This is a genomic window from Paenibacillus caseinilyticus (genome assembly GCF_027533645.1).
In the GTDB taxonomy this organism is placed as follows: domain Bacteria; phylum Bacillota; class Bacilli; order Paenibacillales; family NBRC-103111; genus Paenibacillus_G; species Paenibacillus_G caseinilyticus.
Genome location: NZ_JAQAGY010000013.1, coordinates 114,489 through 135,387, shown reverse-complemented (window position 1 = coordinate 135,387; position 20,899 = coordinate 114,489). Strand labels below are relative to the sequence as shown.

Here is a 20,899-nt window from a genome sequence, read left to right as displayed (position 1 = left end):
CGAATGAGTGAGCAAAAAATCGTAGCTTTTGTGGAACCGAGTTTCTATGGGGTCAGCTTCGCCAGAGCGGCCTACGAGCAGGGCCATCAGGTAATCGCCATCGTATCGTCGAAGGACAATCCGGCCAAGTACGGCTATGAGGGCATCTACCACGATCTGCTCGTCGCGGATATCCGGGACGGGGAATCGATCTATGAGGCGATCGCGGGGTCGCCTTATCACGGCAGGCTGGATGCCCTCATCCCGGCGACCGACTATGCGTCCCACCTCACGGCACAGGCCGCGGAGCGCCTCGGCCTCCGGGGGGTTCCTTACGAAGCGGCGCTGCGGGCAAGGAATAAGGACCTGGCCCGGCAGGCGTATGAAGAGCACGGCGTTCCCGGCGCGAAATACAAGAAAGTCGGCACGCTGGAAGAGGCAATCGAAGCCGCCGGGGCGATCGGCTACCCGGTCGTCCTCAAGCCCACGAACTGCGCGAGCTCCCAGGGTGTTTATTTTATCAACAGCCCGGAAGAGCTGAGGGAGGCGTTCGGCCTCCTCCTGGAGTTCAAAGTAACCTACATGGACTTCAAAGTACGCGAAGAATATCTGATCGAGGAATACATCGACGGCCAGGAGTTCAGCGTGGAGCTCTTCCTCCAGGAGGGAACCCCGGTGTTCTCCGCCGTCACCGAGAAGCTCACTTCGCCGCTGCCTTACTTCGTCGAGGTGCTGCATACGCTGCCGACCTCCGTGCACCGCGAACGGGAAGAAGAGATCATCGACACCGCGGTGAAAGCACTTCATGCGATCGGTATCGTGAGCGGCCCGAGTCATGTGGAAGTGAAGCTGTCGGCGGCCGGTCCGCGCATTATCGAAGTGAACGGCCGGCCGGGGGGCGACCAGATCTCGTCGGATCTCCTTGTGCAGTCGTTCGGCATCGATGTGTTCGCGGCCACGGTGGATTATTATCTCGGCACACCGGTCCAGCTTGAACCCAGCCGCCGCCGGGCCTCGGCTATCGCTTACTTGACGGCGGAGCGGGATGGTACCGTGGCCGGGATCGAAGGCGTCGAGGCGCTGCGGGAGAGCCCGTATGCCGTACGCTCCCACATCTCCGTCCGGCCGGGGGACCGCGTCGCCGTGGCCCGCAGCTCGGACGACCGCCTCGGCTATGTCATTACGTCGGCCGATACGCCGAAGGAAGCGAAGGAAGCCGCGCTTGCGCTTGTGAGTCGTGTTACAATTACTTATGAAGAGGCGCAGCTGCCTCAGGCACACGGATCTTTAAGAAGGAGTTGATCGCGGATGGGGATAGCAGTATTGTACGGAAGCTCGCGGCGCAATGGGAATACGGATATCCTGGCCGCCCGCCTGGCGGAGGGGAGAGAGGCGGACCATCTCTATTTGAGTGACTACCGGCTTCAGCCGATCCTCGATTACCGGCATACGGAGCCGGGCCCTTACCCGGACGACGATTACCATGAACTGATCGGCCGGGTGCTCGCAGCCGATACGGTCGTATTCGCTACACCGATCTATTGGTACGGCATCTCCGGCGTGCTCAAGACGTTCATCGACCGGTGGTCCCAGTCGCTGCGGGAGAACCGCGCGGAGTTTCTCGGCGGTCTAGCGGGCAAGCAGGCTTACGTCATCGCCGTCGGGGATGACGATCCGCACGTGAAGGGGCAGCCGCTGCTCGAGCAGTTCCGGTATATCTTCGGCTTCACCGGCATCCGCTTCGCCGGCCATGTCCTCGGTACGGCCAACAAGCCGGGGGAGATTCTGCAGGATGCCGAGGCGCTGGCCGTAGTGGATGGGTGGAGAGCGGAGCTGGCGCAAGTCTGATTCCAGAACGTAGATAACATCGATAGAACCTGTTCCCGATGGAAAGCTGCCGAGAGGCGGCTTTTTTTCTGTGGACCTTTGGATTAGCTTTGGAAGGAATTAGTAATTGCGGATAGAATTAAATATGAAGATGACCAGGTAATACATTTGTACACATAAGGAGATAACACTATGGCAAAAAACAAATTACTAAGAATGGACAATGTTGGCATCGTTGTAGAATCCCTTGATGACGCCATCGCTTTCTTCGAGGAGATTGGCTTGAAGCTCGAAGGGCGAGCTACTGTTGAAGGTGAATGGGCTGGCCGCGTAACCGGGCTGGGTTCACAGTGTGTAGAGATTGCTATGATGATTACCCCGGATGGCCACAGCCGACTTGAACTTTCGCAATTTCTCACCCCGCCAACTATATCGGATCACCGAACTGCTCCTGTCAATGCCCTCGGTTATCTACGCGTCATGTTCACCGTTGAAGACATTGACGAATTGGTGTCCAGACTCACTAAGCATGGTGCTCAGCTCGTTGGCGAAGTGGTTCAGTACGAGAACTCGTATCGGCTCTGCTACATTCGTGGTAATGGAGGACTTCTAATCGGTTTGGCGGAACAACTCGGTAATAAATCAATGTAAAACCAAAGTAAAGGGAATTGGCTGACGGATCCGATAGCTCAATAAGCCGCCTCTTCCCCGAGGCGGTTTATTGATATCTCGCCGGGCGGGCCGCAAGAATGATCAAGGCTTGGGGAAAAAAGAGCCAGATCCCCGAGTCCGGGGCCAGCAGGCATCCCGCCGCGGCCCAGGCCAGCATATACCAGCCTGCCGCTGCAGGAAGCGGCTGCCCGTGCCGTGTAATCCAGCGCTGCAGCAGATGGCCGGCGGCCATCCAGAACAGCCCTGTGGCGAGAAACCAGAAGATGGCATTGCGCTCGGCGTTCATGCCTACGGTTGCCCACCATCCCTCATGGGCCATCTGGCTGAGCGTCCCCCAACCCAGCAGGAGCCCCACCGCGTTATGAATGACCCCTGTCCCCAGCAGCATCCAGCCGCTGTACCTCCACAGCTTCATCGATTCCATCCCCTTTACGTGTGTACTCCGGATGGATAGTAGCATACGGCGGGCCGCCGCCTTCCGTATTGTAAAAAAACGACAGAAATTCAGGCTGTCCCCGGAAGTAGGCCAATGGAGCGCCCGCCAGGACCCGCATCTCTTTCAGAAAATGGGATTGATCATAGTATCCGTGTTCCAGCGGAAGACGGGCGGTGGAGGATCCGCCGGGTTCCAGCAGCTGGCGCAGGGTTTTTTGGAACCTCGCCAGACGTGCGAACCTTTTCGGCGGAAGACCGACCCGCTCCAGGAACATCCGCTCCAGCCGGCGGCTAGAGAGGCCGATGGACCGGCACACCTCGGGTATGGTCACCGGGCTGTCCGCTTCTGTCGTTTGCAGTAAAAAAAGGGCATGATCGAGTTCCGTACGTGTTCGTACCTGAGGCTCTAAGCGCCCGAGCAAAGCGGCGTCCAGCAAAAAGGTGCGCTGCGGCCATTCCTGGACCTCCAGCAGACGGTGGACCCAATCCATGCTTGATCCCTTCCAAATTTCATCCAAAGGAAGCGCCGCATCCGTGAATTCAGCCGCCGGCCGCCTGCAAAAATAGCGAAAAGCGCCGGGGCGAAACCGGATGCCGATGATGCCTACGGGCGCAGGCTGATCTCTAGCGTGTCCGGGGAGCAGATCCAGCGGCTGTGTCTGCGGACCTGCCACCGCTGCATAAGGCAGCGCGCGTAGAGTGCCATCCAGCGCAACGGTCCGCAGCGGCACTCCGAGATGCAGAAGCACCTCAGTCTCGGGACTGGGCAGAATCCGGGGGAGGTGAGTGTGCGATCCAGGTGTGGATTCCCAGCACCAATAAGATTCAATATAGGGGCGGAGCCGGGGGTGGGGTAGAGAGTGGCGAGTAAGCATGGAGAGCCCTCCTTCGTATCCATCTTGAGCGCGGGCGGCCTCATTTCAGTATAACCTGTATGGGTTGTTATTTGGTATGATATAGGAGAGGATGACCCGACGAGAAGGAGATGAAGGGACTTGAACCATCGATTCGAGCCCAGCACTGTTTTACTATGCGGCACAGGAGAATTAACGGATGAGTATGTCATAGAGCTTGCCATAATGGTGGACCGTTTGAATGCGCAGCTGGAGATCGCCGGGAAAGCGCTGCAGTCGATTGCAGAAGTCACAGCGTCAACCCACGATGCGGCGAGGGACATAGCCGTTGAAGCGCTGCAAGCTATAAAGTAAGGGGATTGCTGTACGTTAAAAGGACTTCGTCTATAGCCGGCCGGGAGATGCCGGCGAGTACGGGGTTGGGCCTAACAGGAGGGGGCGGATTGTGAAAGCACCACGATTCATAACATTATCGATACACTATGGAATCTTGACTCTCGCACTACTGCTGTCCGCTTGCGGAACAGGCATGCCGATTCCTCTCCCCGTGGATCCGCAGCCTGGCGCGCCTGCTATCTCCACGTCCTCTGAATCCGCATCTCCATCCCATAGTCCATCTTCTGTGCCAGCTTTCAATTCAGCGCTAGAGAAAGAAGATGACTCGGTCAGAGCCATAGGGGCTCATCCAGAAGGGCGGCTGATTGTCAGGCCCGCGGATAAGGCTAAGGTAGCGCCCTTAGGAGCACCGAGCTGCTTCGGGCAGGACACGGACCTGATTTGGTCAGGCGGCTATGAGGCGGTATGGGAACCCGCTGCGGGGGGGCCGGCAGCCCATGTTATGACATTCCCGTCCGATTTTTTCCTAGTGCAGCCCGATGATTCACCAATTCACATGCAGCCTTTACCCATTGGAGCCGCGAGCTTATTCGCGTTTGTTCCGCGGTATACCGACTGCCACGGTCTCGAGACCTATCTTTTTGAAATAAGCAAAGGGAATGCTTATCCGGTAACCTTTGAGATGAGTGCAGCAGAGACCTCTATGACTGAGACCCATTCGGCAGGGACCCCTCTGCCTGAGATCTGGCCCCATATTAGTCAGCTCCCGCAGCTTGGCGCCTTGCAAGTGAACGGGGAGGAGCTTACCGTAACCGGGGGATATGGCGCAGGAGCAGAGTTCATAGATCGGTACCACTTCCGGTACAATCCCTTGAACAAGAGGATGATTCTGATCAGCACCGACCAAGTAAGGCCTTGATGCAAGAATACCAACATGATGGTGGTACCCATGCGCAAACTCATAAGAAATATGCTAAAGCCTGAACCGCACAAATCCGCTGCAACAATTTTACTCGAAGGGATTCCCTTTCTCTTTGTGATCCTGCTGGCCTTCATTGGACTGGTCACGGTTCTGACCTGGGTTCACGATACCATACCAACGCTGACTAGCGGAGGGAAGGGGAAGGAGGACCCACCAGCTATTGCTTTTGAGAAGCGCTTTGTTACCTACTATAAGAACTCGGCGGGGTATGGCAACGAGCTGCGGCTGGATCTTCAGACAGGGTGTTTGTACATCGATAACGGAGGAAGCCTGTCCATTCTCTTCCGGAATGCCACGGAAGCGGACTGCAGCCCCGCATACCTGGAGGAATACCACACGCGAGGCTGAGACAGGGGAAAAGAAGAGCGGATGGGATGTCCTTCTTCCTTCTGGGACTGACACTGCGGTTTTGAGACGAGGATCCTAACATCTTAACGAAACAGCCAGCTGCCGATAGGTCATCGGTAACTGGTTATTTCGTTTGTTTGGCATACCTTAACCTTATTCCGATCCCTTAGTGTATTAGGATAAATCCGGTTCCTGCATTTTTTTTGAAGACATATAATGCTCCATTCCATCCAGTATTCTGGCGAGAGCAAAATCAAATTCGAAACCATAGGAATGCTCATCCTTGACTTCCTTATCATCTGGAGAATAAGCACCCGCGAGGATGACGGGCCGCAAATAGGGAAAGCGTTCCGGAGTCACGAGATGCTCAAGCGCTGCAGTATAGCTCACTCCGGGGACAGGGCCTGAGTTCACGCCGGTCTGGACGGCGCGGTCCATATCCCGTTGAAAAAAGCTATATATGCGTGCATGGCTGGTTAATAGGACCATGATCGAGATCTTCTCATGGTGATCTAACGGAAGGTGCTGCATAATCCGCATGGCCCAATCTACAAACCGCAGGTTGTTCGGGGTGATCGGGATGCCGGAGGCAGGGATATCGCACAACCAGGGATGATCTTGGTAGCATCGCATAATGGCCATAACAAAAAGGGTCATTTGCTCGCGCCAATGAGCGGACGTCTCTTCGGGGATCGATATATCAAATACAGCGTCCTGCATAAGAAGGATGAGATCTTCCTTGCCCGGAACGTACCGGTAGAGGGCCATGGTTGTGAATCCCAAGGAGGCAGCGACCTTGTGCATAGAAACGGCGGAAAGTCCGTCATTATCAGCTATGGCTATGGCGGAATCGACGATCTGCTTCAGACTCATTTCGCGCTTCGGCCCGCGCTGAGTGGGTTTGACTAACCCCCAGCTGAGCGCCACGCCGCGGGGTAAACTTTCTTCGAATTCGTTATCCATTGATCTGATCGCCCCAAACATGAAAAACTTTTGATTGCATCTTTTATTGTATATATCATATACTGTTTATGCAATACACAATTTAACTTCAAACGGCTGCTGTCCCACTGTTTTTATCTTAATATATGATGGAGTGATCCTGGTCTATGGGAGAAATGAAGCGAATTCTTATTTCCGGAGCAAGTTTGGCCGGACCGGCACTCGCCTACTGGCTTCAGACTTACGGCTTTGAGGTGACGATCGTAGAGCGGGCCCCCGCCTTACGACGAGGCGGTTATGGAGTGGATATTCGGGGAGCGGCTATCTCTGTGCTTCAACGGATGGGTATACTCGATCAAGTACGCGCGGCGGATACGCAGATGACGGGCGTTTATTTTGTAGACAGCCATGGCCGGATCAAAGGCAAGATCAGTGAAGCGGGGATGGGCAACCAAGCGGGTCAGGACATCGAAGTCATGCGGGATGATATAACGGACATTTTATACCATTTGACCCAAGATACCGTCCATTACATTTGGAATGATTCCATTACCGCCATTCATGAGACTGAAGAAGGAGCTGAGGTACAATTTGCCAAGGGCAAGCCGCAAACATTCGACTTGGTGATCGGGGCGGACGGTCTTCATTCTAATGTCCGCAAGCTGATATTTGGGGATGAAGCCCAGTTTAAACGTACACTTGGATGCTATATCTCCATTTTTACCACCCGCAATAATCTTAACCTCATGCACAGTCAGCAGTTGTACTCCATTCCCGGTAGAACGGTAGGCCTGTATTCCGCACGCGATACCAGCGAAGCAAAGGGGATGTTTATATTTAAGTCGGCTCCCCTGCAATACGACCGGCACAATACCGAAGCGCAGAAGCAGCTTGTAGCCGATACGTTCAGCGGGGAGACGGGCTGGGAAACCCAGCGGCTGCTGCATGCAATGAAAGAGGCGGAGGATTTTTATTTTGATGAAATATGTCAAATCCACATGCCTGCATGGTCTAAAGGCCGTGTGGCACTTGTAGGCGATGCGGCATATGGACCGTCGCCCCTCTCCGGTCAGGGCACCAGCCTCGCCCTTGTCGGAGCCTATGTATTGGCGGGTGAGCTGAAGCTTGCGCAAGGCGATTATACCAAGGCTTATGCAGCCTATGATCAAGAGATGAGATCGTTTGTGGAAAAGAATCAAAAAATCGGCCTCACCGCAGCTGGAGGAATGGTCGCCGACTCCAGCTTCAAGATCACACTCCAAAACTGGATGCTTCGCGTGCCGTTCGTAACGAATGCGATGTTTCATATGATCTCAAAAATGATTGGAAAAGCCGCGAGCGGCATCGAACTGAAAAGGTATTGATGGATCTTGTGGCAGCCGGTCGTACCGATCGGCTTCTTTGTGTTGAAATCACGTCGAACGGCGACCAATAAACCTTGTGCTTAGAAGCAACAAAGGAGGCCGCGCGGACATCCGCAGCTGCCTCCTTTGCATGGACGCCGATCACTCTTGGTTCAGCAGATGCTGGGAGAGGAACCCGGCTGTCGCTTCGAACGCTTCTTCGAGATAAGGCGTTGTGCCCTGATAGGGATGCACGATCCCGAAGAAGTGGTCCGCTCCCGGTATCGATACGTATGTCTGGTCCGGAGCCGCTTCCTGCAGCGAGCGGAAGCTCTGCAGCACCCGTTCGGCATCGGCGGTACCCTGCACCGCCAAGACCGGAATCTGAAGCGAGGCAAGGCGCGCAGGAATATGGAAGCGCTCCGCATGCTGCTCGATATCTTCGGCGATCGGGCGCGGCTGGCCGCTGACCTGGGCGGACGGCGTGGCTCCGCCGTTCCAGACGACCACACCCGCAACGTTATCATGCTCGGCGGCGAAGATCAGACTGGAACTGCCGGCGCGGCTGTGGCCGAGCAGGGCGATTCGCTCGGAGTCCGCCTCTCCGGCCAGCGGCAGGGCTCCGCCCAGGACGGCGTACAGCAGCGACTGAAGGTCGCCAAGTTCCCGGGAGACCGTCAGCGATTCCTCGAGGAGCCGTTCTTCGGCACCGCTGTTCTTGACGGCAATCCGCGAGAAGTCGAAGCGGACCGTATAGAAGCCGCGCTCCGCGAAGCCGTTCGCCACCTGCGGCCAGAAGCCCCATTCCTTGAAGCCGCGGAAGCCGTGGCTTAAGATCAGCACCGGCTTGCGCACGCCGTCCTCGAGGGCATGCACAATCCCCTTGATGGGGACTCCCTCCGGCGAGAATACCGTGAATTCCTGGGCTGTAAGCACTTGAGTCATGATCAAACTCCTCCTCTTCCTATGTGGATCATATAGTGAAAAACCAAGACGTTCCGGATGACCGGAGCGCCTCCGCCTGTACGGTCAGGATGAAGCTGCCTCCGCCCATTCCTTCAGCGTCCGGTCCGAGGGCAGGAAGTAAGTGAAGAGGCCGAGCAGCGGCAGGAACGAGATTCCCTTGAGCACCGTGCCGAGATTCAGGGCATCGACCAGGCTGCCGAGCACCACGGCCCCCAGCGCGCCGAGGCCGAAAGCCAGGCCGACGATCAGCCCGGAGACGGTGCCGATCTTGCCGGGAATGAGTTCCTGGGCATACACGACGGTCACCGAGAACCCCAGCATCATGATGAAGCCGTTCAGGGTGAGCAGGACGAAGGCCCAGAGCTCCCCTGCATAAGGGAGCAGGAGAGCGAACGGAGCCGAACCGAGCATGGAGAAAAAGATCACATTGCGCCGCCCGAACCGGTCGGAGAGCGGGCCGCCCACGAAGGTGCCCGCCGCCCCGGCAGCCGAGAAGAGGAAGATATAGGCCTGGGCCCGGTCCAAGCCGATCCCGAAAGCTTCAAGGAAGTGAAAAGGGTAATAGATGGAGACGCCGGATTGGTACCAAGACCGGGCGAACACGAGGAAGATTAGCACGCAGATGGCTGCTGCCGTACGGCGCTTGACGCCCGGCCGTCCCTCATCCCCCTTGGCATTCCCCGGTACGCGGGGATGCGCCGCCAGATAACCGGTGTACCACCTTGCGATATAGAACTGGACGAGAATGCCGAGCCCGGCCGCGAAGGTGAACCAGAGTGCGCCGAGCTGGCCGAACGGCACGAAGACCAGCGCAGTCATCACAGAGGCGAGCGCATGGCCCGAGTTGCCCCCGACCTGATAGACCGACTGGGCCATCCCCCGGCGGGAACCTCCGGCCATATACGCAACACGGGAGCCCTCGGGATGAAACACGGCAGAGCCGAGTCCGATCAGCAGTACGGACAACAGCACCATGGCATACGTGGGAGCAAACGCAAGACCGAGCACGCCGCAGAAGGTAGCGGCAACGCCAAGAGGCAGCATGTAAGGAGAGGGGCGGCGGTCGGCAGCCATGCCGATCAACGGCTGCAGCAGAGAAGAGGTCATATTCAGGACGAATACGATCAGGCCGGCCTGCATGTAAGATAAGCTCATGGAGCTCTTCAGGATCGGAAGAATCGCAGGGATGATCCCCTGGATCGTATCGTTGAGCAGATGCACGAGCGATATGGCGAGCAGGATGCGCATGACGGCAGGTTTTGGACCCGCAGCGCCGGCAGAGACGTTCAAGCTTGCCGCTTGGGTGGGCAGGGACATGGATTCAGGCTCCTTTTTTCAATTGGGAAAGCATGGGGAAGGGGGCTCATCTGCACAAAAAAGAGACCTCCGCTTACCGGCCGCTCGGCGGACGGCATAAGACGGACATCTCTAGTGGACTAGTAGACAGGGACTTGAATGCAGATAATATACCCCCTAACACCATCTATATTGTCGGGAATAGATCTTATGTTATCCCCTGTTTTTTATGGTGTCAACCGCTTTTTTATTCGCTAAGACCTACCCTGTTCCAGGGTGCGGTATTCCTAGGGCAATACGCATAAGGACGAGGCGTTCGAGGTGATCGCGACGGCACACAGCGGCGAAGTGCAGCAGAAAGCCGTCCGTAACGGACGGGTGCCGGCCATCCATAATCCGGAGCTGAACAAGGAGTACGGAGCAGATAAGAACAACCCCGCTCCGGTTCCGGAGCGGGGCATGCCGTCCATGGAACGGCCTGCTCCGCTGTCATGCGTCAGCCTGCAGCTGGCGGCGCTGCGGCTATAACAGGATGCGCTCGGACCAGTCCCCAATCACGGCGCTCTCCCCGACGGCAGGATAACGGAGCCGGCGGGCGGCCTCCTGCAAATATTCCCCGCGGTACATCAGGGTGCGTCCGGATAACCCGCTTCCCGGCGGTTCGTAGGCACAGGAGGCGCTGCCCATAATGCCCTGCAGCGTCTCGAGGTCCCGGGTGTAGACGGCCGCGTCCCAGCGCACGCGGGAGAGAACCTGACTAGCTACCGCCAGCGGCAGGCTGGCCTCCCGGGCAACGAGCTTGGCCATCTTGCCCGGCTGCTCGCGGAGGAGCGCATGGGCCCTCAGATGCGCCTTGAGGTAGGCGATAACGATATCCTCATGGCCGGTGACCCAAGTCTGGTCCGCCGCCAGACCCGTCAAATAATCGCCGCCTAGCCCCTCAGCGAACAGCAGCCGGCCCTGGCCGGAATAGTCGAGCAGGCTGGGGTAAGGCTCCCACATGACGCTGGCGCCTACGCTCTCGCATGCAATGCTGCGCAGGTTCTCCGGCATCTGCTGGTGAATGACCTGCGGCTGCCGGGTGCCGAGCGGAGCGAGCAGCGTCTGCAGCCGGTGGTCCGCACTCGAGTGCGGTACCGTAGCCACCGTATGGGCGGCCAGATCAGAGAGGCTGCGCAGCGAGAACGACCGGGGCACCGCGAGCGCAATCCCCCGGCCGCGGGCGGCCTTGCCGTCGAGGGCGAGCAGCACGGAGTTGAACCGGGGCAGCACCCGGCTGAGGGCGGCACTCATCGCGATCGGATAATCGCCGAGTGCTGCAATCTGTACCTGGCCTGCGATCAGCTCTTCCACAAGCTCCAGTCCGCTGGCCGCATCCCGCCAGCGGACGGCGATACGGCGGGCAGGCTGCAGCAGGCTGAGCTCGTCTTCCAGGAGACGGAGCCCCTTGATCACCAGGGAGCTCCACATATGGGCCGTCCCGCTCTGGTAGCCGAGGGTGAGCGTCAGCGGTTCTTCGCCCCCGGCGCCGGGGGACCCCAGATCGCGGACCGACGCTTGGCTGCGGATCCACCGCTGCAGCTCCTCTTCGTCGAAGTAGACTTCGCGTCCGATTTTGATACACGGGAGCCCCCGGTTCTGTCTCCACCGGTCTACTGTTGCCCGGCTGACCCCGAGCAGGTCGAGAGCTTCCTGCAGCGTCAGCAGGGGCAGAGAGGCTGCCTGCCTTCTGGATTCCATTCGGATTCCCCCTTCCTTTGAATAATGCCCTGTATGCCGACCTTATTAATATGATATAAATTGTATCCGAAGACGCCCGTTCTGACAAGAACGGAAGCGTCTTTTGCTGCTGCGGCATGCTGCCTGAAATCTCGCCTGTTGGCTCTCGGGCTCGCTCTCGGGCTTTACGGCTCGTTTGGGTGCGGCTGAACGCCCGTGCAGCTTCCTTCCCTAATGATTGGCGGCATATACGGACTTGGCTGTTTTTGGCAAACTTTGGGCGAGATCCTCATTCATCCTCATTCCTGCGCATTCCTCCTCACCGGATGGATGCACGGCATGAGGCATGGTACATTGCATTCAAGCCAATAAAAACGAGCGGCTTTATCGGAATGGTTGTACTGGGCTTTCGAGCCTGGCTTCATACCTGATAAGCAGGCCGTGAAACAGAGACACCGAAGGAGGAGGACCGAAGGATGCAGACAAGAGAGTACACGACGGATGTGCTGATCATCGGCGGGGGGACCGCAGGAACGATGGCGGCGATCAAAGCCAAGCAGGCGAACCCGGAGCTGAACGTGCTCGTGCTCGATAAGGCGGATATCCGCCGCAGCGGAGCGATCTCCATGGGCATGGACGGACTGAACAACGCGGTCATTCCGGGCAAGGCGACGCCGGAGGAATATACGCTTGAGATTACGGAGTCCAACGACGGGATTATCGACCAGCGGGCGGTGTACCGCCAAGCCTCCGAATGCTTCGGCATCGTGCAGGAGCTCGACTCGTGGGGCGTCGACTTCGAGAAGGATGAGACCGGCTACTACAATGTTCACCGGGTCCACCGGAAAGGGCGTTATGTGCTGCCGATGCCCAAAGCGAGCGATCTGAAGGTGATTCTGGCGAAGAAGGTCAAGCAGATGCGCTGCAAGGTCGTGAACCGCGTCATGGCGACCCGGCTGCTGACCCGCGGCAACCAGGTTATCGGCGCTCTAGGCCTTGATGTCAAGAATGGCGACTTCATCATCGTCCGGGCGAAGGCGGTGGTCATGACCGCCGGTGCAGCGGGGCGGATGGGGCTCACTGACTCGGGCTATCTCTACAGCACATACGAGAATCCGACGAATTCCGGGGAAGGCTTCGCGATGGCCTACCACGCGGGGGCGGAGCTCACGGGGATCGAGTGCTACCAGATCAACCCGACGATGAAGGACTACAACGGGCCGGCCTGCGCCTATGTCGCGGGACCGTTCGGCGGCTATACGGCCAACGCCAAGGGAGAGCGGGTGACCGGCTGCGACTACTGGAGCGGCGAGCTCATCATGAACATGTGGAAGCTGAAGAACCGGGGCGAGTGGCCGCTCTACCTGAAGCTCACCCATCTGGAAGACGGCATCATCTCCGAGATCGAATCGATTCTCCATAACAACGAGCGGCCGAGCCGGGACCGGTTCCATGAAGGCCGTGGCAAGAACTACCGCACGGACATGGTGGAGCTGAACTTCTCCGAAGTGGGGCTGTGCAGCGGCCACAGCGCATCCGGCGTACTCGTCAACCACGAGGCGGAGACGTCGATGGCCGGGCTGTATGCAGCAGGCGATATGGCCTGCGTGCCGCACCAGTACCTGCTCGGCGCGCTGACCTTCGGCAAGATCGCCGGTACGAATGCGGCTGCCTTTGCCGCCCTTCAGTCCGAACAGGAACCTGACCCTGCGCAGATCGAAGCGGAGCGCGAGCGCCTGTATCAGCCGCTGAGCCGGCCTGACGGGGTGCCTTCTCAGCAGGTCGAATACAAGATCCGACGCATCGTTACCGATTATCTGATGCCGCCGAAGACCATCACGAAGATGGATATCGCGCTGGAGAAGATCGAGCACTTCCGCAAGGTCGATCTGCAGCAGCTCGGCGCGCGGGACGCGCACGAGCTCGGCCGGGCCATGGAGATCCACAGCATCGTCGACTGCGCCGAGATGATGGCCAAGGCGTCGCTGTTCCGCAAGGAGAGCCGGTGGGGGTTCTACCACTACTTCCTCGATTATCCGGAGCGCGACGATGCCAACTGGCTGAAGCGCGTCATCGTGCGCAAGGGAGACAGCGGAAGTCTCGAACTGTATACCAAGGAGCTGCCGCCTTACATTGTAGAGAAGCCGGACGCACCCAACCACGAGGAGGTGAAACCGCATGAACATGTCGGCTAAAGCGGTCGGACAGCGCACGGAAGCTAGCGTCATTATTGACCGGGACAAATGCATCGGCTGCGACATCTGCGTCCAGGTATGCCCCATGGGCATCCTCGCGCTGGACAAAGACGGCAAAGCTTATATGAAATACGACGAATGCTGGTACTGCACTCCGTGCCAGACGGACTGCCCTGTGGATGCCGTCCGCGTCAATCTGCCTTATCTTGTGAGATAGGTGATGGGATAGCAGATGAGATCGTAGTTGAGACAGAAGAAGTCGGGCTCCGGTCCCGTCTGTTGGGCCCGGGGGCCCGGGCTTTTCCCATCCGGATAGAACGAAAGGGGAGTGAACCATGATCAGGCAGCGATCACGGGCAGGACAAGGACGGGGGGCGCTGCTTCTTGCCTCCCTGGCGATAGCTGCGGCACTTACCGGCTGCGGCGCAGGACAAGGGACAGGCACAAGCGGCGATGTGACGGCTTCGGCCAAACCGGCTGCCGCTTCGGGAGACGGGACGGCCGCCGGCAAGCAGGCTTTGGTAACGGTGGGCTACCAGTCGCCCACGGCCCAGACCTGGGGCGCTTTGATTATGAAGAACCGCAAGCTGTACGAGAAGCATCTGAAGGAGCTGGCGCCCGCGGACCAAGTGGAGGTCAAGTGGTTCGATGCGACCGCGGGATCGATCCTTAACAATAACATGGTGGGCGGCAAAATCCAGCTGAGCATCCTCGGCGATATGCCCTCGCTGCTCAACGGTGTGATGGGGCTGACTCAGCCGAACTACCACTCTGTCTTCTTGGCCTTCGACGGCAAGGGCGAGCTCGGCCGGAACCAGGCGATCGTCGTGCCGAAGGGCAGCGGGATCCGGCAGGTGGCGGATCTGGCGGGACAGACGGTCTCCACGCCGATCGGCAGCTCCTCCCACCGGATGCTGCTGGAGACACTGCGGCAGCACGGCCTCGCGGAGAAGGTCAAGATCGTCGACCAGTCCGTGACGGTGGGCATGCAGAGCATCGAGCAGGGGAAGGTGGCCGCCCATTCGACGTGGGAGCCGTATCCGAGCCTGATCGGCCTCAAGGGGATCGGCACCATCCTGCAGCCGGGCGAGGCGACGAAGATCGATTACCTGGCCGGGGTCGTGGCGAACAAGGACTGGGCGGGGGCGAACCGGATCTACGTCACCGCTTTCCTGCGGGCGCTGATCGAGGCGCACCAATTCGCCAAGGAGCATCCCGAGGAGACAGCGAAGATCTTCGAGGAGGAGAGCAAGTTCCCGCCCGAGGTATGTCGGAAGATGGTCGAGAACATCCGCTTCGATGCCGCCGTTTATACGAAGGACCTCGGGACCTTGGACGGCAGTATCCAGTTCCTGAGCGGGCTGGGCAAGCTCGAGAAGAAGCTGGAGCTTGGGCCCTTCGTGGACGAGAACTACCTGCGCGAAGCCGCCGAATCGCTGAAGGTTCCGTACTTGACGGAGACGGAGCGGGCGGGCGAGTGGCTCCGGGGAAAGGAGCTGTAGCCTAAGTGAGCAGCCATAACGATACGGCCGTACTGGCCGCACCGCTGCCCGGCAAGGGCGTGCGGCATCACACTCCCGGCCGGGGCAGGTCCTATGCCCTGCGCGGCTTGTCTGTACTCGGCTTCCTGCTGCTGTGGCATCTGGCCGTGGAAGCCAATCTCATGTGGCCGCTTCAGCTGGGCAATCTGCCCAGGCCCGTCGATGTGCTTGCGGCTTGGGCCAAGAGCCTCGGTCAAGCTGCCTATTACGAGGACATCGGCATCAGCTCTTACCGGGTGCTCGTCGGCATCGCGCTCGGGCTGGTGACCGCCGTACCGCTGGGCCTCTTCAGCGGCCTGTCCCGGACGGCCAGCGACACGCTCTTCACGAACCTGGAGCTGTTCCGGCCGATCCCGCTCATTGCCTACCTGCCGGTGGCGATGCTGCTGTTCCGGTCCATCGAGAGCAGCATTCTGTTCATCACTTACATCGGAGCATTCTTCCCGATCCTGATCTCCTCCCGGGATGCGGCAAGACGGGTGCCTCCGTCGCTCGTGCAGGCAGCCCGGATTCTCGGCTGTGGTCCGCTGCGGGCCCTATGGCGCGTCTATCTTCCGGCGATGGCTCCGGAGATCTTCACCGGGCTGTCGGTCGGGATCGGCGCTTCCTGGATGGGCGTCATCACCGCGGAGATGATGTCGGGCCAGCTCGGCATCGGGTATTCGACCTGGTCCGCTTACCACCTCATGGATTATAAGCAGTCGATGATCGGCATGTTCACGATTGGTGCGCTCGGCTTCGGCTCCTCAGCCTTGGTAAGGGTCATCCAGCATCAAGTGCTCCGCTGGATGTAGCGGGGCGGAGAGGGATTCATGGGTTCGTTCATAGGGAGATGTGATCCCTGTTTCATCACTTCGGGAGAAAAAGGGGGAACCTGCATGCATGTGGATATCCGTGGAGTCACGCATTCGTACGCCCGGCAGGGAGGACGCGCGGCCGGCAATGATGTGCTCCGCGAGATCACGCTTGGGATCCGGGAGGGAGAATTCCTCTGTCTGCTCGGACCATCCGGCTGCGGCAAGAGCACCCTGCTCCGGCTTATCGCCGGGATGGAGAAGCCGGTCAGCGGAGAGATTGAGGCTTTCGGACGCAAGGTGGCCGGCCCTTCGCCGGAGCGGGGGCTGATCTTTCAGGATTATGCGCTGTTCCCCTGGCTGACCGTGCGGCAGAATATTGACTTCGGCCTGGAGATGCGCGGTACCCGGAAGAAGGAACGGGAGGAGACGATAGCCCGTTACTTACAGCTATTCGGACTTGAGGAATGCGGTGATTTCTACCCTAAGCAGCTCTCCGGCGGCATGCGCCAGCGGGTGGCGATTGCCCGCTCGCTCTGCCTGAGCCCACGCTTGCTGCTCATGGATGAGCCGTTCGCCGCCCTTGACGCCATGCTGCGCCACAAGCTGCAGGACGACCTGCTCGGGATCTGGGCGCGGGAGCGGATCACCTTCGTGCTCGTGACGCACGATGTCGAAGAAGCGGTCTACCTTGCCGACCGCATCGTGCTGATGACACCGCATCCCGGTCGTGTGAGGGGGATCGTGCCCGTCACGCTGCCGCGCCCCCGGCGAAGGGAGAGCGGGGAGTTCGCCGCGCTGCGCGCCTCAGTCTTGGCCCGGCTTACCGCCGATCCTGCTCTCGTTGGAGAAGACGCGTAACCCTTATAGCAAAGGCTGCCGACCATGGTCGGCAGCCTTTGCTGCATAGGGCGGCATGCGCTCCGGTGAATGTAATAGCTGATTCCCGGAAGCATACGCACAGAACTGATTTAGTTTCGATCGGTCGAGCCGCCATTTCGCTCATTCACCTTTACGGCAATCCATACCATCCCCGCTGCAGCCGCTGTAAGAAAACCGATCCCCGACACAGCAACACACTGCATAAGGGCAAGCGGGCTGGCCGGATGGAGACTGGCTTCCCAATCAGGTTCGCTCTGCGAAAGAAACAGCGGCGGATATCCTCCTCTCCCCTGACAATCGGGTCCGTACCCAGCACACAACTCTATAAGACGGACTATATATAGTAGGGTCACCCGATAGAGTTTGGCACCGACTTGTCAGTCAGAGGGGAGCATGATGCATCATGGACAAATCAATGAACGAAGGGCAAAGCGGGCCGGCCGGGAGCTTGCTGCGGGACGGGGAAGGGAGAATCGGAATGCCCTGGCGGGTCATCCTGGGGTGGCTTTCCTTCGTGGCCGCACTGGGCTTGGCGGTTGCTGTCGCACAGGTCGCGGAGTCCTGCCAATTGCCGAGAACCGGTATCCAGATTCTGCTCGCCGTAGCTACGACGGGCGTCGCTGTCCCGCTGATCTACCTCCTGAGAAGGTTCGCCGATCGCAGGCCCTGGAGCGGCCTCGGCTTAAGTCCGCTGCCTTCCGGTTTGCCGTATTTGCTTCTCGGGGCGGGTCTGCTCTTTGCTATGGCGGGGGTGGCGCTGTTGACCGGCAGCGCGCTCGGATGGCTCCGGGTGGTTGCTTTTCATCTGCCAGCAGCAACGCTGCTCCTAATCCTGATCAATCTGCCGATCGCGCTGTTCTATGAGGCATTGCCGGAGGAACTGGCCTTCCGCGGGTACATCTACCGGAACCTGAACACCCGTCTGCCGCGCTGGCTCGCCCTTGTGCTTCAGGTGATCTTCTTCGTGCTTGCGCCCGTCGCGCTGATCGCGGTCTTGGCCGCCGCCGGGCTCGCCACATGGGATGCGATTACCTTCGAATATATCCTGACCCTGGTTGTGTTCGGCACGGCCCTTCAGCTCAGCCGTATTCTCTCGGGGAATCTGTGGATGTGCATCGGCTACCATCTGGCGTGGCTGGAGACCGTCCGGTACATTGTCGTGCCGGACAGTTCTGCTATCGTTGAGGTGGAATATGTATCGACGAACGGTTATTTTCTGGTGTATATCGGCTCGATCGTCCTGAGTGTGCTCGTGCTGCTGTGGTGGTCGCTGAGGAGGAAGCAGCCGCCTGTCGATTGGAATGGCAGCACGCCGGAGGGTTGACAGCCAGCCTGAAGGACAGGGGACTGGAGAAAGGACAGTGACCGATTGCTGTTGCTCAGCCCGTCTTTCGACAACGGATGATCTGTATATCAGATCGTCCGTTCTTTATGATCTCATCTTCATTCTTCATTTGAAGAATAAGTATATAATAAAAATTGGAATTATGGTAAAATATGGTTTGAGAAATGAGGCCTCATCTCGAGGCTTGCTGGAATAGATCACCTACAGGATGGGAAAGGGTTGCATATGGTATATAACAAGAAATTCATATGGATTACTGCTTCAATCCTTATAATAATGACCATGTCTGTTCTTTATTTCATCTGGGATGCCAATCGCTATGAGATTGCCTTGGAAGAAGGGGAAATGATATTTTTTCATGGTTCTTCTTACATACGAGATCAAATCGTCGATGTCCCTCGCGAGGTGAGTAGAGGATCCCAAATGGCAAGAACATCCGAAGGGAACTCCATTTACGCCATTGAGGGACAGGGAGAAGCAGACCGGCTTCTATTGGAATATGGCGGGGACATGTCACCCTCTATGCTCTTGAGAAAAAGCACGGCACTCCCTTTGGATATAAAGTATTTTAGGATTACCGAAATAGAAAGCTATAAAGGGAGTTCTTTACAAAAGTCTACCAAGGATGCTCTTGTTACTCAGAAGATACAACATTCATTTTTAAACCCGGAGTTTCCCTTGAATGTGAAAGAAGAATCGGCAGGAGATGAGTGGTTGAAAATGATCTCTAGTGATTTTCCCGGTGTTCATTTGATGGCTAATGTCCAATATCATAACAGGGAGTGTTACTTGTATTTAGAACAGCTCCATGCCTGGATCAAAGCCGATGATGCAGCCTCGGCTTGGTTATCCAAGTAACTCCCCGCGTCATCAGGTCTCCTGGAATCTACAGATTGAAGACACGTCCTACTCCTCTAGCCCCTCCACAAGAAACGCCGCTTTGTACTCCGACGGACTGCACCCGGCATATTCCTTGAACACCTTCGAGAAGTAGTGCTGATCGTGGAAGCAGAGCGCATCGGAGATGTCTTTCAACTTCATGTCCGGATGCGCCTTCATGAGTCTCTGGGCTTCCCGTACTTTCAGCTGGAGGTAATACTGCACGAACGTATTCTCCGAATAACGCTTTACGATCCGCGAGATGTAGGAGGGGCTTACATGGAACCTCGCCGAGAGATCGGTCATGGTCACCTGTGCATACAGGTTGGACCGCAGATGCGCTTCGATGTGCTGGAAGAGCTCGCTGCCGCCTTTGCGGTTGCTAGCCTGCAGCCGCTCGAAGCATTCGCTAGAGTAGGCGAGCAGGCGGGAGCAAAAGCTGGCGTAGCTCGGCAGCTCCAGCAGCTTCCGGGCTTGCTCGGCCGAATTCCTGAGCTCCTGCTCCCCAAGCGGACTGGAGGAGACTTCGAAAGCGGCAGCAAGCCGGTACACGAAGCTCTCGAGCCGGCAGTCGGGAAGAGGAGTGTCCGCCCAGTTGTTCAGCTGCTCGGAGAGCTGGAGAAGGAACCGGTCTTTCTGCAGCTTCTGGATCATGCCCGTATAGACACCGGCCAAGCGGTCCATGTCTGCTTCGGCGGGGCTCGCCGGTACCGGCAGCGGAAGGCTGGTATCCAGCAGTAGGGGCTTGGACAAGGTGGACCGTTCTTTCAACAGGCGGGACATTTCTTTGTACGTTGCAGCCAGATTCTTGGGGTCCACCGGTTCCGGCCGGCAGGCGATAGAGACGTGCCTTCCCCCTTGTTCCAACCGGCTTTGCATCATGTCCATGAGAGTGGCGGGGCGGCGGTGGTCTGCGGAGCAAGCGTTCGTGAAGACCAGCAGTTCCCGGGGATCCAGCGCCCGGAACAGCCAGTGAGGCGATCCCTCGAAGATCTCCGCCAGTCTGGTCTGCATCTCCGCCGGTGCCAAGGGATCCCACGGGGGCGTGAAGATCTGCCTGCGGACCACCCACAGGAGCTTGGACTCCGCCAGGAACGCGGCATCCAGTGCCAACGGATGTCCGCCGGAGCCCTGCTCAGCAATGCCCTCCAGCACGGAACGATCTCCTGGGCGCTCCTCCTCGAGCCGGGCAACGATCCGCTCCATCACTTCCACCAGTTCCGCACGGTCCACAGGCTTCAGCAGGTAATCGCACACCTGCAGGTTCAGGGCCTTCCGGGTGTATTCAAAATCGTTATACCCGCTGATCAGCACCGTTTTCAGCTTGGCGTTGATTTCTTTGGCCCGGGCGATGAGCGTCAGCCCGTCCATCTTGGGCATCCGGATATCCGTGAGCAGGATGTCGACCGGGCGGCGCCGGCACAGCTCCAGCGCTTCTTCGCCGTTCGCCGCCGTGGCAGCGACCTGCACGGGAAGCCCCGACGCTTCCAGCAGACTTGTCAGATGGCGCACAATCGGCTTGCTGTCCTCTGCAATCAGAGCTTGATACATGAGAGGTTCCTCC

22 protein-coding genes are annotated in these 20,899 nt (G+C 58.3%); 15 read left to right on the top strand and 7 right to left on the bottom strand.

Annotation, left to right across the window (positions count from 1 at the left end; genetic code table 11):
* Window positions 1-3: 3 nt before the first annotated feature.
* From O9H32_RS19490 to O9H32_RS19480, 3 genes are all read left to right on the top strand, one after another.
* Entirely contained in the window at window positions 4-1,281 is a 1,278-nt protein-coding gene (locus tag O9H32_RS19490; RefSeq protein ID WP_269867795.1) for an ATP-grasp domain-containing protein, read from the top strand.
* Between the two features lie 6 nt (window positions 1,282-1,287).
* Window positions 1,288-1,827: a flavodoxin family protein gene (locus tag O9H32_RS19485; protein WP_269867794.1), complete on the top strand. Its 540-nt coding sequence runs from the start codon at window positions 1,288-1,290 to the stop codon at window positions 1,825-1,827.
* Between the two features lie 171 nt (window positions 1,828-1,998).
* On the top strand, window positions 1,999-2,457 hold the full coding sequence (locus O9H32_RS19480; protein ID WP_269867793.1) for a VOC family protein: 459 nt from the start codon (window positions 1,999-2,001) through the stop codon (window positions 2,455-2,457).
* A 67-nt stretch (window positions 2,458-2,524) separates the two neighbouring features.
* Here the strand turns inward: O9H32_RS19480 and O9H32_RS19475 are convergent, their stop codons facing one another.
* Both O9H32_RS19475 and O9H32_RS19470 read right to left on the bottom strand, forming a co-directional pair.
* Window positions 2,525-2,893: a DUF6463 family protein gene (locus O9H32_RS19475; RefSeq protein ID WP_269867792.1), complete on the bottom strand. Its 369-nt coding sequence runs from the start codon at window positions 2,891-2,893 to the stop codon at window positions 2,525-2,527.
* Window positions 2,838-3,788 carry an AraC family transcriptional regulator gene (locus tag O9H32_RS19470; protein WP_269867791.1) on the bottom strand — a complete coding sequence of 317 codons (951 nt, stop codon included), beginning with the start codon at window positions 3,786-3,788 and terminating at the stop codon, window positions 2,838-2,840. Before O9H32_RS19470 ends, O9H32_RS19475 begins: the two co-directional genes overlap by 56 nt.
* Window positions 3,789-3,908: 120 nt before the next feature.
* Between O9H32_RS19470 and O9H32_RS19465 the strand changes: the two genes are divergently transcribed.
* The 3 genes from O9H32_RS19465 to O9H32_RS19455 all read left to right on the top strand — a co-directional run bounded on the left by O9H32_RS19465 (window position 3,909) and on the right by O9H32_RS19455 (window position 5,433).
* On the top strand, window positions 3,909-4,121 hold the full coding sequence (locus O9H32_RS19465) for a hypothetical protein (protein WP_269867790.1): 213 nt from the start codon (window positions 3,909-3,911) through the stop codon (window positions 4,119-4,121).
* A 685-nt stretch (window positions 4,122-4,806) separates the two neighbouring features.
* A complete protein-coding gene (locus tag O9H32_RS19460) occupies window positions 4,807-5,022 on the top strand; it encodes a hypothetical protein (protein WP_269867789.1) in 216 nt (71 codons plus the stop codon).
* Window positions 5,023-5,139: 117 nt separating this feature from the next.
* Entirely contained in the window at window positions 5,140-5,433 is a 294-nt protein-coding gene (locus tag O9H32_RS19455; protein ID WP_269867788.1) for a hypothetical protein, read from the top strand.
* Between the two features lie 174 nt (window positions 5,434-5,607).
* On the opposite strand, the gene O9H32_RS19450 is transcribed toward O9H32_RS19455, so the two are convergent.
* A complete protein-coding gene (locus O9H32_RS19450) occupies window positions 5,608-6,396 on the bottom strand; it encodes a TetR/AcrR family transcriptional regulator (RefSeq protein ID WP_269867787.1) in 789 nt (262 codons plus the stop codon).
* 146 nt (window positions 6,397-6,542) lie between these two features.
* Between O9H32_RS19450 and O9H32_RS19445 the strand changes: the two genes are divergently transcribed.
* Window positions 6,543-7,739 (top strand): FAD-dependent monooxygenase, encoded by a 1,197-nt coding sequence (locus tag O9H32_RS19445; RefSeq protein ID WP_269867786.1) that lies wholly within the window; start codon window positions 6,543-6,545, stop codon window positions 7,737-7,739.
* A gap of 141 nt (window positions 7,740-7,880) precedes the next feature.
* Here O9H32_RS19445 and O9H32_RS19440 read toward each other — a convergent pair whose 3' ends face one another.
* Together O9H32_RS19440 and O9H32_RS19435 are read right to left on the bottom strand one after the other, a co-directional pair.
* Window positions 7,881-8,663 (bottom strand): alpha/beta hydrolase family protein, encoded by a 783-nt coding sequence (locus O9H32_RS19440; RefSeq protein ID WP_269867785.1) that lies wholly within the window; start codon window positions 8,661-8,663, stop codon window positions 7,881-7,883.
* An 84-nt stretch (window positions 8,664-8,747) separates the two neighbouring features.
* On the bottom strand, window positions 8,748-10,001 hold the full coding sequence (locus O9H32_RS19435; protein WP_269867784.1) for an MFS transporter: 1,254 nt from the start codon (window positions 9,999-10,001) through the stop codon (window positions 8,748-8,750).
* A gap of 300 nt (window positions 10,002-10,301) precedes the next feature.
* Here O9H32_RS19435 and O9H32_RS19430 point away from each other — a divergent pair, with 300 nt between their 5' ends.
* Window positions 10,302-10,508: a hypothetical protein gene (locus tag O9H32_RS19430; protein WP_269867783.1), complete on the top strand. Its 207-nt coding sequence runs from the start codon at window positions 10,302-10,304 to the stop codon at window positions 10,506-10,508.
* On the opposite strand, the gene O9H32_RS19425 is transcribed toward O9H32_RS19430, so the two are convergent.
* Window positions 10,503-11,720 (bottom strand): helix-turn-helix domain-containing protein, encoded by a 1,218-nt coding sequence (locus O9H32_RS19425; RefSeq protein WP_269867782.1) that lies wholly within the window; start codon window positions 11,718-11,720, stop codon window positions 10,503-10,505. The genes O9H32_RS19430 and O9H32_RS19425 overlap by 6 nt on opposite strands.
* 455 nt (window positions 11,721-12,175) lie before the next feature.
* On the opposite strand from O9H32_RS19425, the gene O9H32_RS19420 reads away from it, so the two are divergent.
* From O9H32_RS19420 to O9H32_RS19390, 7 genes are all read left to right on the top strand, one after another.
* The gene (locus tag O9H32_RS19420; RefSeq protein ID WP_269867781.1) at window positions 12,176-13,894 is read left to right on the top strand and encodes a fumarate reductase/succinate dehydrogenase flavoprotein subunit; all 1,719 of its coding nucleotides are present in this window, start codon (window positions 12,176-12,178) and stop codon (window positions 13,892-13,894) included.
* On the top strand, window positions 13,878-14,111 hold the full coding sequence (locus O9H32_RS19415; RefSeq protein ID WP_269867780.1) for a 4Fe-4S dicluster domain-containing protein: 234 nt from the start codon (window positions 13,878-13,880) through the stop codon (window positions 14,109-14,111). Before O9H32_RS19420 ends, O9H32_RS19415 begins: the two co-directional genes overlap by 17 nt.
* A gap of 118 nt (window positions 14,112-14,229) precedes the next feature.
* Window positions 14,230-15,396, top strand: coding sequence for an ABC transporter substrate-binding protein (locus O9H32_RS19410; protein ID WP_269867779.1), 1,167 nt, complete (start codon window positions 14,230-14,232; stop codon window positions 15,394-15,396).
* A gap of 5 nt (window positions 15,397-15,401) precedes the next feature.
* Window positions 15,402-16,229: an ABC transporter permease gene (locus tag O9H32_RS19405; protein ID WP_269867778.1), complete on the top strand. Its 828-nt coding sequence runs from the start codon at window positions 15,402-15,404 to the stop codon at window positions 16,227-16,229.
* A gap of 84 nt (window positions 16,230-16,313) precedes the next feature.
* Window positions 16,314-17,090: an ABC transporter ATP-binding protein gene (locus O9H32_RS19400; protein WP_269867777.1), complete on the top strand. Its 777-nt coding sequence runs from the start codon at window positions 16,314-16,316 to the stop codon at window positions 17,088-17,090.
* Window positions 17,091-17,514: 424 nt separating this feature from the next.
* Window positions 17,515-18,435, top strand: a complete 921-nt coding sequence (locus O9H32_RS19395) for a CPBP family intramembrane glutamic endopeptidase (RefSeq protein WP_269867776.1) — start codon at window positions 17,515-17,517, stop codon at window positions 18,433-18,435.
* Window positions 18,436-18,675: 240 nt separating this feature from the next.
* Complete coding sequence (locus tag O9H32_RS19390) at window positions 18,676-19,314, top strand: hypothetical protein (protein WP_269867775.1); 639 nt, start codon at window positions 18,676-18,678, stop codon at window positions 19,312-19,314.
* 48 nt (window positions 19,315-19,362) lie between these two features.
* On the opposite strand, the gene O9H32_RS19385 is transcribed toward O9H32_RS19390, so the two are convergent.
* A complete protein-coding gene (locus O9H32_RS19385) occupies window positions 19,363-20,886 on the bottom strand; it encodes a response regulator (protein WP_269867774.1) in 1,524 nt (507 codons plus the stop codon).
* Between the last annotated feature and the right edge of the window lie 13 nt (window positions 20,887-20,899).